Annotated in this window: 17 protein-coding genes and 5 tRNA genes; 12 read left to right on the top strand and 10 right to left on the bottom strand. The window is 40.4% G+C overall.

Annotated elements, in window-relative coordinates; translation table 11 throughout:
* Positions 1-38 precede the first annotated feature (38 nt).
* The 3 genes from tsaD to TM7x_RS00155 all read left to right on the top strand — a co-directional run bounded on the left by tsaD (position 39) and on the right by TM7x_RS00155 (position 4,774).
* Positions 39-1,109: a tRNA (adenosine(37)-N6)-threonylcarbamoyltransferase complex transferase subunit TsaD gene (tsaD, locus tag TM7x_RS00165; RefSeq protein ID WP_039326731.1), complete on the top strand. Its 1,071-nt coding sequence runs from the start codon at positions 39-41 to the stop codon at positions 1,107-1,109.
* Between the two features lie 18 nt (positions 1,110-1,127).
* Positions 1,128-2,054 (top strand): lipid II:glycine glycyltransferase FemX, encoded by a 927-nt coding sequence (locus TM7x_RS00160; protein WP_052198762.1) that lies wholly within the window; start codon positions 1,128-1,130, stop codon positions 2,052-2,054.
* Positions 2,055-2,206: 152 nt separating this feature from the next.
* Positions 2,207-4,774: a valine--tRNA ligase gene (locus TM7x_RS00155; RefSeq protein ID WP_230478850.1), complete on the top strand. Its 2,568-nt coding sequence runs from the start codon at positions 2,207-2,209 to the stop codon at positions 4,772-4,774.
* A gap of 1 nt (position 4,775) precedes the next feature.
* Here TM7x_RS00155 and TM7x_RS00150 read toward each other — a convergent pair whose 3' ends face one another.
* From TM7x_RS00150 to TM7x_RS00140, 3 genes are all read right to left on the bottom strand, one after another.
* Positions 4,776-5,117, bottom strand: coding sequence for a hypothetical protein (locus TM7x_RS00150; RefSeq protein ID WP_039326729.1), 342 nt, complete (start codon positions 5,115-5,117; stop codon positions 4,776-4,778).
* Between the two features lie 134 nt (positions 5,118-5,251).
* Positions 5,252-5,341: transfer RNA gene (locus TM7x_RS00145), tRNA-Ser, on the bottom strand.
* 10 nt (positions 5,342-5,351) lie between these two features.
* Positions 5,352-5,444 (bottom strand) — tRNA-Ser (locus TM7x_RS00140).
* A 72-nt stretch (positions 5,445-5,516) separates the two neighbouring features.
* On the opposite strand from TM7x_RS00140, the gene TM7x_RS00135 reads away from it, so the two are divergent.
* From TM7x_RS00135 to TM7x_RS00115, 5 genes are all read left to right on the top strand, one after another.
* Complete coding sequence (locus TM7x_RS00135) at positions 5,517-5,924, top strand: hypothetical protein (protein WP_052198761.1); 408 nt, start codon at positions 5,517-5,519, stop codon at positions 5,922-5,924.
* Positions 5,925-5,959: 35 nt separating this feature from the next.
* On the top strand, positions 5,960-6,478 hold the full coding sequence (locus tag TM7x_RS00130; protein WP_039326725.1) for a hypothetical protein: 519 nt from the start codon (positions 5,960-5,962) through the stop codon (positions 6,476-6,478).
* Between the two features lie 108 nt (positions 6,479-6,586).
* Positions 6,587-6,663: transfer RNA gene (locus TM7x_RS00125), tRNA-Arg, on the top strand.
* Positions 6,664-6,675: 12 nt separating this feature from the next.
* A tRNA-Ser gene (locus tag TM7x_RS00120) sits at positions 6,676-6,763 on the top strand.
* A 9-nt stretch (positions 6,764-6,772) separates the two neighbouring features.
* Positions 6,773-7,225 (top strand): 23S rRNA (pseudouridine(1915)-N(3))-methyltransferase RlmH, encoded by a 453-nt coding sequence (locus TM7x_RS00115; protein WP_039326719.1) that lies wholly within the window; start codon positions 6,773-6,775, stop codon positions 7,223-7,225.
* Here TM7x_RS00115 and TM7x_RS00110 read toward each other — a convergent pair.
* Positions 7,220-7,711 carry a ComF family protein gene (locus tag TM7x_RS00110; RefSeq protein WP_039326716.1) on the bottom strand — a complete coding sequence of 164 codons (492 nt, stop codon included), beginning with the start codon at positions 7,709-7,711 and terminating at the stop codon, positions 7,220-7,222. The two genes, TM7x_RS00115 and TM7x_RS00110, sit on opposite strands and share 6 nt — an antisense overlap.
* 287 nt (positions 7,712-7,998) lie before the next feature.
* Here TM7x_RS00110 and TM7x_RS00105 point away from each other — a divergent pair, with 287 nt between their 5' ends.
* Positions 7,999-8,490: an Hsp20/alpha crystallin family protein gene (locus tag TM7x_RS00105; RefSeq protein WP_039327924.1), complete on the top strand. Its 492-nt coding sequence runs from the start codon at positions 7,999-8,001 to the stop codon at positions 8,488-8,490.
* Between the two features lie 98 nt (positions 8,491-8,588).
* On the opposite strand, the gene TM7x_RS00100 is transcribed toward TM7x_RS00105, so the two are convergent.
* The 6 genes from TM7x_RS00100 to TM7x_RS00075 form a co-directional block, all read right to left on the bottom strand.
* Entirely contained in the window at positions 8,589-8,969 is a 381-nt protein-coding gene (locus tag TM7x_RS00100; protein ID WP_039326714.1) for a pilin, read from the bottom strand.
* 70 nt (positions 8,970-9,039) lie between these two features.
* Positions 9,040-9,420 carry a pilin gene (locus TM7x_RS00095; protein ID WP_039326711.1) on the bottom strand — a complete coding sequence of 127 codons (381 nt, stop codon included), beginning with the start codon at positions 9,418-9,420 and terminating at the stop codon, positions 9,040-9,042.
* Positions 9,421-9,428: 8 nt separating this feature from the next.
* Positions 9,429-9,770: an Mbov_0395 family pilin-like conjugal transfer protein gene (locus TM7x_RS03745; RefSeq protein ID WP_138074050.1), complete on the bottom strand. Its 342-nt coding sequence runs from the start codon at positions 9,768-9,770 to the stop codon at positions 9,429-9,431.
* 40 nt (positions 9,771-9,810) lie between these two features.
* Positions 9,811-10,092 carry a hypothetical protein gene (locus TM7x_RS00085; protein WP_052198758.1) on the bottom strand — a complete coding sequence of 94 codons (282 nt, stop codon included), beginning with the start codon at positions 10,090-10,092 and terminating at the stop codon, positions 9,811-9,813.
* Position 10,093: 1 nt separating this feature from the next.
* Positions 10,094-10,513, bottom strand: coding sequence for a hypothetical protein (locus TM7x_RS00080; RefSeq protein WP_039326710.1), 420 nt, complete (start codon positions 10,511-10,513; stop codon positions 10,094-10,096).
* The gene (locus TM7x_RS00075; protein ID WP_039326708.1) at positions 10,513-10,884 is read right to left on the bottom strand and encodes a hypothetical protein; all 372 of its coding nucleotides are present in this window, start codon (positions 10,882-10,884) and stop codon (positions 10,513-10,515) included. The genes TM7x_RS00080 and TM7x_RS00075 overlap by 1 nt, the downstream gene beginning before the upstream one ends.
* Positions 10,885-10,986: 102 nt before the next feature.
* Between TM7x_RS00075 and TM7x_RS00070 the strand changes: the two genes are divergently transcribed.
* From TM7x_RS00070 to TM7x_RS00060, 3 genes are all read left to right on the top strand, one after another.
* Positions 10,987-11,064 (top strand) — tRNA-Asp (locus TM7x_RS00070).
* Between the two features lie 160 nt (positions 11,065-11,224).
* Positions 11,225-12,100: a hypothetical protein gene (locus TM7x_RS00065; protein ID WP_039326706.1), complete on the top strand. Its 876-nt coding sequence runs from the start codon at positions 11,225-11,227 to the stop codon at positions 12,098-12,100.
* Between the two features lie 49 nt (positions 12,101-12,149).
* Positions 12,150-14,738 (top strand): TrbL/VirB6 family protein, encoded by a 2,589-nt coding sequence (locus tag TM7x_RS00060; RefSeq protein ID WP_039326704.1) that lies wholly within the window; start codon positions 12,150-12,152, stop codon positions 14,736-14,738.
* The last annotated feature ends 41 nt before the right edge of the window (positions 14,739-14,779 follow it).

The following is a 14,779-nucleotide window of genomic DNA, read 5'->3' as shown; positions in this document are numbered from 1 at the left end:
ACCCATTTTACCACTTATATTTGCTATAATAAAAACAAATGAGGATTTTGGGAATCGAATCCAGTTGCGACGAAACAGCGGCGTCAATAGTTGAAGATGGCGAACGTTTGCTTTCAAACGTCGTCAATTCACAAATCGATATTCATGCCGAATACGGCGGAGTTATTCCAGAAATTGCCGCACGTAGTCATTTGGAAGTCATAAATCCTGTCATTAAAAAAGCTTTGTCTGACGCAAATTGCACCTGGGATGATATTGACGCCATCGCTGTTACTTATGCACCGGGGCTCATTGGTTCGTTACTGATCGGCACGCTCGCTGCCCGCACTCTCGCTATTATCCACCATAAACCGCTTTATAAAATACACCACGTTGAGGCTCATGTATACGCTAATTTTATCAATCAACAATCTGGAGACTTATCCCTATCATTACCAAAAAAACAACCGTTATTCCCCCTGCTCTCATTGATTGTCTCTGGCGGGCATTCGCAACTTGTTCTCTTTAAGAATCATGGCGATTATCAACTCATCGGTCAAACTCAAGACGACGCCATCGGCGAGGCTTTTGATAAAGTCGCTAAAATCATTGGTTTACCTTATCCTGGTGGCCCAGCTATTGCTAAAGCGGCCGAACTCGGAGATCCACATGCTTTTCAGCTACCTATTGCGAAATTATCAGGCGAATACGACTTTTCCTTCTCTGGCCTTAAGACAGCCGTTTTAAGAGCCGTTCAGCGAGAAGTTGGAAAAGACTTTACTTTTCCTTCACACGAGCTTCCAGGGCTTGTAGACGATGAATTAAGGCATAATATGGCAGCCAGCTTCCAATACACCGCCATCAAAACTCTCATAGACAAAACCAAAAAAGCTTTTGACAATTTTCAGCCAGCTTCCGTCGTCATTGCTGGTGGTGTTGCCGCTAATCAAGAACTACGTCGCCAGCTACGCGAATCTCTACCAATTGAAATCGAATACACCCCTATTCAGCTCTGCACCGATAACGCCGCCATGATCGCTACGCTCGGCTATTACCGTGCTCAAATTGACCAGCCCGCTAACCCGTACGACCTGGAAGTACAGCCAAGTTTATCAATGACAGTAGTATAACGTTGTGAGGATTACAACATGAATCAACATTTTTTACAATCAACAGCCTGGGAGCAATTCCAAAAATCACTCGGTCGAAAAGTCTTTCACAACAGAGGTGATGGTTGGGAGTATTTTGCTATATTAGAACATGGCACGGGCAATTCTAGATTATATTGCCCTTTTGGTCCAACTGCCATCAATGAAGAAAAATTACAATTAGCCCTGCAAGACCTCACCAGCCTAGGTAAAAAACTCAGCGTGACATTTCTTAGAATTGGGCCAATTAATCCAAATTTCACTACGACACTACATAATGAATCATGGAAAAAAGCCACTTACGTTCATCTACAGCCAGAACATACTCATGTTATTGATCTCCATCAGTCAGAAGACGAGATTATAGCTAACATGGCGCAACCTGTCAGAAATTGCTATCGAAATTATCACAAAAAGGGCGTTACCATTCACCAATCTCAAAATCCAGAAGATATCAAATATTTTCTTGAACTAATCCATGAAGTTGCCAAAAGAACCGGCATGTCGCCACATCCAGATTCATATTTCCATAAACAAGCCAGTTCCCTATTACCATCCAAAGACGCTTCGTTTTGGTACGCAAAGTGTAACGATAAAATAATTGCTACTGCCCTGTTTTTTGACTCAAAAACAACTCGAATTTATGCACATGCGGCGGCAGACTCTACGCCAGAATATCGCAAACTTAATGCCAGCACTGCCCTGCTTACCGAAGCTATTATCGACGCAAAACATCGCCAGATGGATCAGGTTGATTTATATGGAATCACCCCAGAAAGTGCGCCAAAAAATCACCCCTGGGCTGGCTTTACAAAGTTTAAGCGATCGTTTGGCGGCGAAGACATCTATTCCGGTGCAACTTGGGAGTTGCCATTAAAACCGCTTCAATATTGGTTATATAGAGCTTACCAAACCATTAAAAAATAGCCCCATCCTACTTGGCTGTGCCACATAAAATATGTGATATAATTGAGATGTAATATAAACATATGGAGAAAATTAAGGATACTATAAATGCAAGCTTTTACACGTGAAAAGTACTTGTATTTACTTTTGTCTTTTTTTCACATGAAAAAACCATGGAATTACTTATGCAGCTAGCCAAACAATACATACCAAATGATTACGAACCAAACATTTATGCCATGTGGGAAACTAGTGGCGCTCTAGAGCCGACAGGGTTAGGTAAGCCATATTCTATAGTTATGCCGCCGCCTAACGCTAATGGTAATTTACATATAGGCCACGCCTTGGATATGAATTTGAAGGACATTATGATCCGCTATCACCGTATGAAGGGTGATGATGCGATATTTATTCCTGGTGCCGATCATGCTGGCTTCGAGACTTGGGTAGTGTATGAGAGGGAATTGACCAAGCAAGGGAAGAGCCGGTTTGATTTTTCTCGAGATCAGCTCTATAGCCAAGTCTGGAATTTCGTCCAAGAAAAGCGCGGTAATATGGAACTACAACTGCGCGCTCTAGGTATTAGTGCTTCTTGGAAACATCTAACGTTTACCTTGGATAATAAAGTTATTAGCACTGTATATGACACCTTCAAAAAGATGTGGGATGATGATCTAATCTACAGAGGTGAGCGCATCGTTAATTACTGCACTAAACACCAAACTAGTTTCGCTGATATTGAAGTAGAACATAAGAATGAAAAGGGGAAGTTATGGCAAATAGCTTACCCAACATTGGACAAAATTGGCGAGATTATCGTGGCTACCACTCGCCCCGAAACTATGCTTGGCGACGTAGCAGTAGCAGTCCACCCAGATGACGAAAGATACAAGCACCTCATTGGTACACGTATTTTATTACCAATTATTGATAAAGAAATTCCAATTATTGCAGACGAATACGTTGATATGAGTTATGGCACTGGCGCGGTTAAGATTACTCCAGCCCACGATCCGAACGATTTTGAAATTGCCAAACGACACGATTTGCCTTTAGAGTCAATCATTAGCCAAGCAGGCAAGATGATAAATGTTCCTGCACAATTCTTAGGGTTAACCCCAGAAGAAGCCCGTGCTCGAGTTTTAGAAGCCCTAGACGCACTGGAATTGCGCCGCGGTGAAAGCAATATTGAGCATGCTGTCGGTCATTGTTATAAATGTGGTAGCGTTATTGAACCAATGGTTAAGGAGCAATGGTTTATTAAAATGGAGCCTTTGGCCAAACCAGCAATTGATGCGCTTGAAAGGGGAGAAGTTACTTTTTATCCCGCCTCTAAAAGCCGCGAGCTTATCTCATATCTCAAACAGCTAAAGGACTGGAATATCTCGCGTCAAATCCCGTGGGGAATTCCAATTCCAGCATTTGTTAATGAAAATAATCCTAAAGATTGGATATTCGACACTCGTACTAATGAACAGAAGATTGTTGTGAATAACACAACATATATTAGAGAAGAAGACACCTTCGACACCTGGTTCTCATCCGGTCAATGGCCATATGTAGTAACTGACTATTTAGGCGACGGGGAACTAGCCAAATATTTCCCAACCAGCCTGATGGAAACAGGCATGGACATCATGCGCGCTTGGGTATCTCGAATGATTATGTTGAGTCTATATCGTACAGGTAAACTACCTTTCAAAGAGGTTTATCTACACGGCATGGTTAATGATGAGCATAACCAAAAAATGTCTAAGTCCAAAGGCAACGTTATTAATCCAATGGAGTTGGTGGCTGAATTTGGCTCAGATGCCACGCGCATGGGAATTATCGCTGGTCGCGCCCCAGCCCAACATCAGGCCTTTAATAAAGGTTCGGTTATTGCTGCACGTAATTTCTGCAATAAACTCTGGAATATAGCCCGATTTGTTGAGGCACAAATTGGCGATAATCATCAAATTGTCGAGCTGGAGCCACAAACTCTGGCCGACCACTGGATTATTCGTCAATTAAATGACGCTGCCAATAACGTGGCCATTCGACTAGAGCAGTATCGTTTTTCTGAAGCATCAGAAACGGTTTACCATACCATTTGGGACGACGTAGCCGACTGGTATATCGAATCATCTAAAACTTCAATTAACCGCCCACTATTATCATGGGTACTGGCGACTTCTCTAAAAATTGCACACCCATTTGCGCCGTTTGTTACGGAAACAATTTGGCAAACTCTTAACTATACCGATGGAATCTTAATGCGTGAAACTTGGCCGACTCCAGAAAAATTTGACCCAATTGCCGCTGAGCAATTCGAACAGTTAAAGACACTAGTTACCGAGGGCCGCTGGGTGATTGCTGAATTGCCAGGTAATAAAAAATATCGATTATTATACGGTAACGACAGTCTAATTTCTGATAACCAGGACACTATTAAACATCTGATGCGCCTCGAGTCAGTCGAACATACAGATCAGCCGCGTGGCCTTCGTTTAGCTGCGGCAAACAGGGAAGCGTGGCTGGATATTGATAGCGAAACTCTATATCAGCATCAGGAAAATCTTGAGGTTAGATTAGCAGAAGCACGCCAAAAATTGTCAGGATTACAGAAACGACTAGACAACCCAACTTACATTGAGAAAGCCCCAACACACCTTGTTGAGGAAACTCGCGAACAATTAGCCGAGCAGGAAAAAATCATTGCTCGGCTGGTTTCAGAATTAGAAGTAATTAGCTTGAAATAGTCTAGCTTACAGCGTCAAGATCAAGGTGATATCCATCAAAAGTATGTTGTCCGCGAGCAGCATATTTTTGACGCAGTCGCTTTTTATCGTTGTTACGAGGCGTGGTCCGTGGACGCGCTGAGCTCTCCTTTAATACATTAGACAGATCTGAGTGTTCTGGATGGGTGTGTGGATTAGTTTCCGGCATTTTTCCGTCACTCTCAACATCACCATGAACACTATACATTTTCCAAGATGATAAAAATGCCTTATCAATGTTAGTATCATGAATAAATATACTAAACGCTACGTTTAAGCTCACTAGCATAGCTGTAGCAGTAAAAAACTGTTGCACTAAATTCATTTTGTTCTTTCTTTTTTGTATCTATTTTTTAGAATACTGGTTATTATGCTAGCATAAGATTTGTTTTTTGTCAAGTATATTTCACTACATAAAAATATTCGCCTCGTTTTGGCGAACATTTCATCTTGCAATCTTGGCGGAAGGGGAGGGATTCGAACCCTCGGTACGTTTTACCGCACGCCGGTTTTCAAGACCGGTACCTTCAACCACTCGGTCACCCTTCCAGGTTTGATTTGGCGGAGGAGGGGAGATTCGAACTCCCGCTACAGATCTCTCCGTACTAACGATTTAGCAAACCGTCCCCTTCAGCCACTTGGGTACTCCTCCAAATTCACTATTTAGTGTATCATATAAGTGTAATAATTAACAGCTTTATGATAAATGAGGTATAATGTAATTATGATACAAGGATATATTTCTAAGATTGTCACGGCATTACTTACGATTGGATTAGGAGTAGCCCTAGCAGCCACACCGGTATCTGCTCTTGGTGAAGGTGGTGCTTCGGCTGGTATTGGTGCAGCCCGGGGGGATAATACTCCATCCAATCTAGTTAATGGCGATTCATCAATCATAAAGCGTGCCATAAATATTATGCTATTTGCAGTCGGCGTATTAAGTGTTGTTATGCTAATTTTTGGCGGTTTTCGCTATGTCATATCTGGTGGCAAGAAAGAATCAGTCACAAACGCTAAAAACACCATTTTATATGCAATTGTTGGTCTGCTAGTCGCAGTTTTTGCTTATGCTATCATTAACTTTATCCTTGGCGCAGCATTAAGCGGCGGTTCAACCACTAACGTTTAATTGTTCACTTATTCTTGCCGTGATATACTAACAGCATGAATGATAATCCAGAACAACAGGGATTCGAACCAACCTCATCAGATAGACTTGATCTAACTGAACCAATTGCCTGGAACGCCCCAGAAGGAGTGCAAGTTCAGCGTGGAAAAATTTGGTACATAATATTTGCGATTATCCTAGTTGGGCTAATAGCTTTAGCTATTCTAGTATTTAAGAACTGGACCTTTGCTGCCTTGCTACCTATTATGGCAGTGGCCTTATTTACCCTATCAAACAAAAATCCTCAGATTATTAATTATGCAATTAGCCCAAAGGGTGTTTATATTGCTGACGTTTTACATGATTTCAGTGAATTTCGTGCATTTGGATTATCAAATGAAAACAACCAGCACTCCATCATATTATTGCCAGTTAAGCGTTTTTCCCCAGGACTAACTATCTATTTTTCTGAAGCAGAAGGTGAGAAGATAGTCGATATGTTAGGTGCACGCCTACCAATGCAAGAAATTAAACCAGACGCTCTAGAAAAGCTCATTCGCTTAATAAAACTATAGCTTGATTGGCCATGTTTTATGTGGTAGAATACAGAAGTTCACCGCTTCCAGGCGGAGAAAGCTCTTTATATTTTTGTTATGGCCAATCGGATTTCCGAAAGGCTGTATGCACCCGTAGCTCAGCTGGATAGAGCGCTGGCTTGCGGAGCCAGAGGTCGTAAGTTCGAATCTTGCCGGGTGTACCAATTAAGCTTTATGGAGAGGTGCAGGAGTGGTTGAACTGGCCGCTCTCGAAAAGCGGTATGGGGCAACTCATCGAGGGTTCGAATCCCTCTCTCTCCGCCATAAATATTTATGAAAATAACCGTTATAACAATCGGGAAGAAACATGAAGCCTGGATTCAGCCAGGCATTTTTCGTTTTTTAGAGCGCCTCAGGCCGCCATTTGCCACTGAGATGGTGATTATACCACATTCAAATTTTGAAGGCGACAGAGCACGTCAGGAAGAGTCAGAGCGTATACTTACACGTCTTAGTTCAGACGATTTTATTATCCTGCTTGATGAACGCGGTAAAAATTTATCATCACCGGAATTATCAAATCTAATTAGCAGTCATATAAATAAGCATGTTGTTTTTATTATTGGAGGGGCTTATGGGGTTAACGATGATTTACGCCAAAAATCTAACGTTGTCTGGTCTCTATCAAATCTAGTATTTCCACATCAGCTAGTCCGGCTAATCTTAGCTGAACAACTGTATCGTGCTCAAGAAATCTATCGCGGCAGCCAGTATCACCACTCATAATTTCGGACGACCATGCCTGGCAATGACAGCAATCTCTACATGCTCAGCGCCGTTTTTTCTTAAGCATTCAGCTGCCGCCAACACGGTTGAACCAGTCGTAAAAATATCGTCAATAATTATATATCGACGATTTTTATCTACCGAACCACTTAGCTCAAAGAAATCCTTTGCTTGACGTTTTCTCTGGCGCGAAGACTTAGTAAAGTGCTGAGTGACATTATTTCTTCGTCGAAGCAGGGGTCTACACTCTATTTTTCTATTCCTAGCTAGCTTATTAGCTATCTTTTCAATATGGCCAAATCCGCGGTGACGAATATTTTGGGAGATTGTAGGTATTGGCACAATAACCGTCTCTTTCGGGAGAGGGGGCAGAATATTATTCAAAAATTCACTCAACAGATCAGCAGCAGCTTGTACCCGGTTAAACTTATAATTATCAATTATCTTAGCCACCACGCCAGTTCTTTTCGTAAAACACCAGATCATATCACAGGAGATTTTATGCTTTTTGCACAAGTTTCCATTTTTTAAGGACTGACCACACAATACACAAATATCGTATTTCTGACTTATGATGTATTTTTTACAATCTTTACATAAAATACCACCTATTTTATGACATCTATAACAGTAGTGCGGAGCAATAATAGATAATAGTGCATCAAACATTGTAATTTTTACGTTTTACACCTTTCACTGTTGATTATACCGCATATTATAGTTATACTAATAAGGACTTTGTCAATGAGCCTATTATAAAAGTGGAGGAAATTATGGCCCGAAAACAAGATGATAACATATTACTAACAGAAGATGAGTTGGCTGCAGCGTTTATTGACGATACAGATCAGCTACTACCTAATCTTAACGATGACAGCAACAGCAGTCCAGCTCCAGCAGCACCAGCTGAAGACAACTGGGAGGATGAAGCTGACGATCTAATGGGTCAATTAGCTGTTGACGTTTTTGAAACAGAGAACGACTTAATCATTAAAGCTCGTACTGCTGGAGTAGATCGCAACGACTTAGACGTAAGTATCTCTGACGGAATCTTAACTATTAGCGGCACGTTATCTAGTGGTGATGAAGCTGACGTACGCCAATGGCACATTCAGGAGTGTTACTGGGGCGAATTTAGCCGCACATTAGCATTGCCTACAGCCGTTAATGAAGAGGGTGTAAAGGCGGAGTTGAAAGATGGCGTTTTGACAATTACCTTTGAAAAGATAAAACAAGAGAAGGCGAAGAAGATTCAGGTCCTGTAAAATTATTTAGCTAAAAATACCGCCACAGGTTGGCGGTATTTTTTGATTAGAAAAAAGAACCTCATTAGCGAGGTTCTTTTTTCTAACTGCAAAACTTATTATGATCCTGAAGTAAATTTATCGATGACCATATTAACGATAGCCCAAGCCAAAATAGAGACGACTAGACCAACAATAGCGTATAGAACCGTATTCTTAGCTGAAGTAACCTTATTGCTATCACCAGCTGAAGTAGTGTAACGAATACCACCCCAAATAAGCATAATAACGCTTAAGGCACCGACTGCAAATAGGAATATATTAACAAACTGCTTAACTAGGCTCTCAGGACTAGAATTAACCTTATCTACACCCTCTCCTTGTGCACTGTCAATTCCACCCCTTAATGTAAAATCAGCAGCATTTGCAGCTGGAGCTACCGCCAAAGAGATTGTCGGCACAATTAGCAGTCCAGCTAGAATCATTTTCAATTTATTCATGTTATTTCTCCTTCTTTAATGATGTTATTATTATACATTTTTCTCTGTTATTTGCAAAACTATTATGTTTTTAGACAAACTTATCGATGACCATATTAACGATAGCCCAGGCGAAAATAGCCACGATCAGACCAACTACTGCATAAATAAGTGAATTCTGTGCAGCTTTAGTTTTTGCAGCGTCACCAGCTGAAGTAACATAACGGATACCGCTAAAAATAATCATAATAACAGATAAGGCACCTACAACCCACAATAAAACATTAACGACAGTTTGTATTAAGCCACCCTTACCTTCAATTTGCTTGCCTTTCATTTCTGGAGTAGTAGCTATGTCAATACCATCTGACACTTGAGCAGAAACACTACCAGAAGGGGAAGTAGCCAGCAGGGCTGACACTCCAAAGACCATACAAATCATTAATGCTATCGATAATACTGTTTTTTTCATGTTTTCTCCTACTTAAAATTACTAAACGCAAAGTTAACAATTGCTGCAGCAAATATTGAAACAACCAAACCAATGACAGCATATAAGATAGTATTTCTGGCTTTTGCTGTTTTCTGAGCATCACCACTAGAAGTTGCGAACATAATCCCACCGATAACAATCATAATGACCGAAATTACACCAACTGCCGTTAATAAAACTTGCACTATACTGCCTATGATACCATTAACTTTACCTTCACCATCAGATTTATTATTACAGTAAACTGACCCAGAGCCATCACCTGCACAAATATCAATACCGTTACCAGCAGAAACTACAGGAGCGAATGCGCTAAACATTCCAATCATAACCATGCAGACGGTCAAAATTTTTGTAATATTTCTCATACTAAACCTTTCCTATAATATAACCTGTTATAGCAATAGCACTAGAGATAATCACCAGGCCAATAACGGCATATAAAATTGTATTTTTTGCGCTAGCGGTTTTTGCCGGGTCACCAGAAGACAGTGAATAGTTTATGCCGGCAATAACTATAACAATAACCGCTACGATACCAGCTATTTTGAATATGAAGTTAACAATAACCATAATGTCAACTTGATTGTCTGGTACTCCGACTTCGCTAGCGCTACCTAATAATCCAGCAAAAAATTCTAAATATTTCATACTATATTCCTATATTTGATGATATAAAACTAACAACTGCCACTGATGATAAAGCCACAACCAACCCAATCGCTGCATTCATGATTGTTTTTCGTCCGTGAGCTACTTTATCAGAAGAGCCATTACTGGTCATTATAAGGAAGCCGCCATACATAATATACCCAGTTGTAGCATAACCAACAACCTGCAAGAGATCTTCTATTATGTTTAGGACAATCTTCCAAATAAAATTGGCTTGTGAGTCTGTATTATCGCCAGGGGATTTAACATTACAATCACCATCCAACAGGCCATCATACCAAGGTTTTAAAGTCATAATCTTACCATCAGAGCAGGCCGCAGAAGAAGTTTCAGATATAACAATATTAGCACCAAAAGCACCAACTACAATTAAAGATGCTGCAATTATAATATTTTTCATTAGTTAAAAACTCCCCCTGGAATGATAAAGTTGGTAATAGCCACCATAAATGCAAACATCAACAACCCAATAACCGTATTCATCCAAACTTCTCGGGCTTTTTTTACTTTATCTGGACTTCCTTCAGACGTAGTATATAAAAATGCACCATATACAACAGCCCCAAAAGCAGCAACACCAACACCAGCAGTTAAGATCTTGATAACTTGCTTGATTATGTTGATAATTGCCGTGCTACCTTCGCCTTCACAAGAAATAACAGAGGTTTCCGCGCCACCACAGTTGGCAGCCAAAGCTATTCTGGGTATAAAAACACTTCCTGCGATTACTGTTGCTATAAATATACTGATTATAATATTTCTTTTTGTCATAAAAATTTCTCTTATACAGAAATTGTAAAATAGTCAAGCGAAAAAAGCAAATATTTTCCTTGAAAAGATGTAGGTAGTCTGTTAGTATATAAACTGCAATGTGCGCCCGTAGTGAAGTTGGCCTATCACGCCTCCCTGTCACGGAGGAGATCGCCGGTTCGAATCCGGTCGGGCGCGCCACAGATATTTTCACCCTAACAGGGTGTTTTTTATTATAATTGCCAGCTATAACTATTGCATTTATTTAATTTTTATGTTATTATATCGGCAATTAGGTCAATGAACCTAAGGAGATTTATAAATTACACCTGGCAATGCCAGAGAAAGGACCCCAAGCGTTATGGTTTATAGTCCCAATAAGCTTAATAACCCAAGCGGTTCAGAACTACCAAAAAAAATAATGGCACTAATTGGCACGGCAGCACTTGCATTTGGAGTGGCGGGATGTAATAGAGAGACTCACAGCGAACCAACTCCAGACATCACAACATCTACAGCGCAAGAAACTCAGAGTCCAGCACCAGAGTTGTCGCCAGATAAAACACCAGCCTCAAGAAAGACTGATGTTGAAGAAATGCTAAAACCCCTAAAAGACTGGAATTACGAAGGTATTGATCTGAGTATCTTAGACGACAAGAATGCCTCTAGAGAAGACTTGGTAGGAATTTTAGATCAGTTTATTAGAAATAACTATGATAACGGTGAAGAGCCTGTTTTTGATCCAGTAACAAAGAAAACAGCTTGGAGTGCATTGAGAATAATCCGACTAATTCAAATGCTTAGTGTTGATCATTCTGATGACGCAAACTACACAAGGGCAATGAATCTAGCTACGGCTATGTTTAATCCGGAAAAGACTGAAGAATTAGAAAAATTCAAAGAAGCAATAAGAAAGCTTTGGGCAGCTTCAAACCCAACATCTCCTACATGCAAAAAGGAACTCTGTACCGTTGAACAGCGATCGCTTTATTATGACTACACTGAAATACTGAGAGTAAGTAAACAACCTATCGCAGTCAATAATTCTAAAGGAACGAAAGATTCAGTTGTTAGATTTGAGGCAAGTGGAGCAACCATAACTGTGCCATCAAATAATAAGGACTTCGAAGCCAGTCCTATTAATATGTCCGTAGAAGTTAATACGTCGAACATTCAACATCTGATTGAACTTAACGAGATAACATTCGGTGTAGAAAAAAAAGCATGGTGGTCTTAGGGTCACTAATCTTACCATGACAATACCGCATATGCTATAATGCAAGCATATGCGGTATTTTTACTATAATCCTATAAAACCACTGCTGATTATTTTATTTGCATCGCTAGCTTTTATAATTTTGCAGCCAATTTTAGTTGCATATGCGGATGACGCAACCTCCAAACCTATTAAAGGAGGTGCCGTTATCTGTAATACTGAATATGGTAATTACAAGAAAACCCCTCAAGGTGAAGAAAGTAAAGATGATGGATGGTGGTGGTGTTATAGTAGTAAAAGTAACCATAGAGTGAGCTATGACAGACTTAAATGTGATAGTGGATATAAAGCTGAATCACGAGAAGTACAGGGATCAACACCTAAGGAAGGACCCTATTCACAGGGTAGGTGTGTGGAATTATCAAAAGAGGAACAAGTTAAAAATGCCAGAAAAAAGGCCTCAATAGATGCTGCCACTAATCAAGTAACTATGCCCAAGCTAGAGGAAGCTCTAAAACCAACAATTACAAATAGTACTTGGTATAAGGAGTTGCCGGACAGCGAAAAAATCGAAGCTGGATGCGCAACTATTGGTGATAGCATAAGCTGTGATCAAAATGCAAAAAGTAAGCTTGCAAAGAAATTAATAGGGACTTGTATAGCTGCGGCTGAAGAATCTGTATCCTCTCGTAAATACGGAGACACTGGATCTAGCGCCAAGGATCAATACTTCACCGACTGTGTTAGCTCAAGATCAGGTATAGATAAGAGTCAAGTCATACAAAATATGACAACTATAGCCTGGGATGACATTAAAAAAGAGATGGACGCTAAAGCTCAAGAGGCAGAAAATGCTCTTAATAAGCCAGAAGAAAGTGACGAAGAGAAAAATTCCTGTGGCGTAGACGGTGTAGGATGGTTGGTTTGTCCATTGATGAGTTTTGCTGGTAGCTTGGGAGACGCCTCCTACTCCGCAATATCACAGTTTCTATCTATTGACCCAGGAATTTTTAAAAACGATTCTACATCCGGGGGATTAAAACAAGCTTGGGATTTCTTTCGCGACATTGCAAACGCCACATTTGCTTTGATATTTTTATGGGTAATATTTTCCCAAATAAGCAATGTCGGTATAAGCAACTACGGCATTAAGAGAATTCTGCCAAGGTTAATAATAGGAGCTTTACTTGTAAACTTATCTTTTTACCTATGTCAATTAGCTGTAGACTTATCTAATATACTCGGTTTTTCTCTTAAGGGAGTTTTAGAAGGAGCTGCATCAGGAATAGATACTCAATCAGCAGCAACTGGATCTTTTTATAATTTAATAGCCGCTGGATTAACCTTAGTTGGAGTAGGTCTGTTTATATTCCTTGCTGTAAGTATACCTACTATTTTAGCCCTGCTGTTAGCTCTACTTGTAGTGCTGGTTATATTAATTGTTCGACAATCTGCCATTATATTATTGATAGCGATATCTCCATTAGCATTTGCAGCATGGCTTCTCCCAAATACCGAAAATCTGTTCAAAAAATGGGTATCAGTGTTTAGAGGGTTATTAATAGTATTTCCTGTAATATCCCTTCTATACGGAGCTGGAAAATTAGCGGGAGCTGTATTAGCAGCGTCAGCCACAGACGATCCAAACAACCCGAAAGAAACTATGCAGTTCGCAGCACTAGCAGCATCTATATTGCCATTGGGCGCTACACCTTTCGTACTACAGAGCTCATTAAATTCGCTGGGCAACATTGGCGCAAAGATAGGTAGAATGGGTGCTAATGCGCATAGTCGATTCGCTGGAAACGTAAAAGGCACAGCAAAAGGACGTGTTGACAATTCTGTTATTGGTGATACGAAAAGAAAATATTCAGACTTCATGGACAGAAAACGCGCAAGCAGGCGAACGGGTAAAATTGCTACGTGGAGGGATAGTAGTCCACTCGGTCGATTTATGGGTTGGGATAAAGGTGGAGCACGCGCCCGCGCAACTGTAGCTAAGGCGTTCGAAAGCGACGTTGAAAACGCATCCACAATGTTGCAAGGTATGACATCAGGTAATATAGCCAATATAGCCAACGGCACAAACACAACTGCCTCAAAAGCTATGCGCGCAGCTGCTATTGACCATATTATGGCTAATGGTAGTTTTGAAGAACGTATGAAGGTGCTGAGTAGCCTAAAAGGTGTAGACACTTCTATAAAACAACGAGCGATTAAAGGTTCATTTGCAAAGGGAGATAATAATATCATAGGAAACGGATTCGGAGATGCTATTCTCAACGATAAGATTGATGGTATGCAAAATCTATCTAACATGGCAGTAAATAATACCGAGTCTGGAAATCTACAAGCAGAGCACTTAGTACAAAATGGCGCAGCAACCAAATGGCTATCTAAAGCTATTGCCGATAGTAAGAATGAAAAAGCTTCGGCTGCATTTAAAAAAGCAGGAGAAGTTGCCGTATCAAATCCAAATACTGCAAAAAATATAAATCAAGCAATATATGAGGCGTTAAGTGCTCACGGAGTGGTTGCCGAGAATACACCACAGAATACATCCTCCTCTAATTCTCAACAAAATAACCAACAGAGCAACAGTAGCTCTGGAGGGATAATTATTCCCTCTGACGAAGAGGTTAATAAATACGGCAGATGACATTAAGCAAGAAAAAATCATACACAACTTCTTCTCTTGAC

Source organism: Candidatus Nanosynbacter lyticus, from assembly GCF_000803625.1.
Classification (GTDB): Bacteria; Patescibacteriota; Saccharimonadia; order Saccharimonadales; family Saccharimonadaceae; genus Nanosynbacter; species Nanosynbacter lyticus.
Note: the sequence above shows the minus strand (reverse complement) of the source record. Positions and strands in the feature narration are given on the sequence as shown.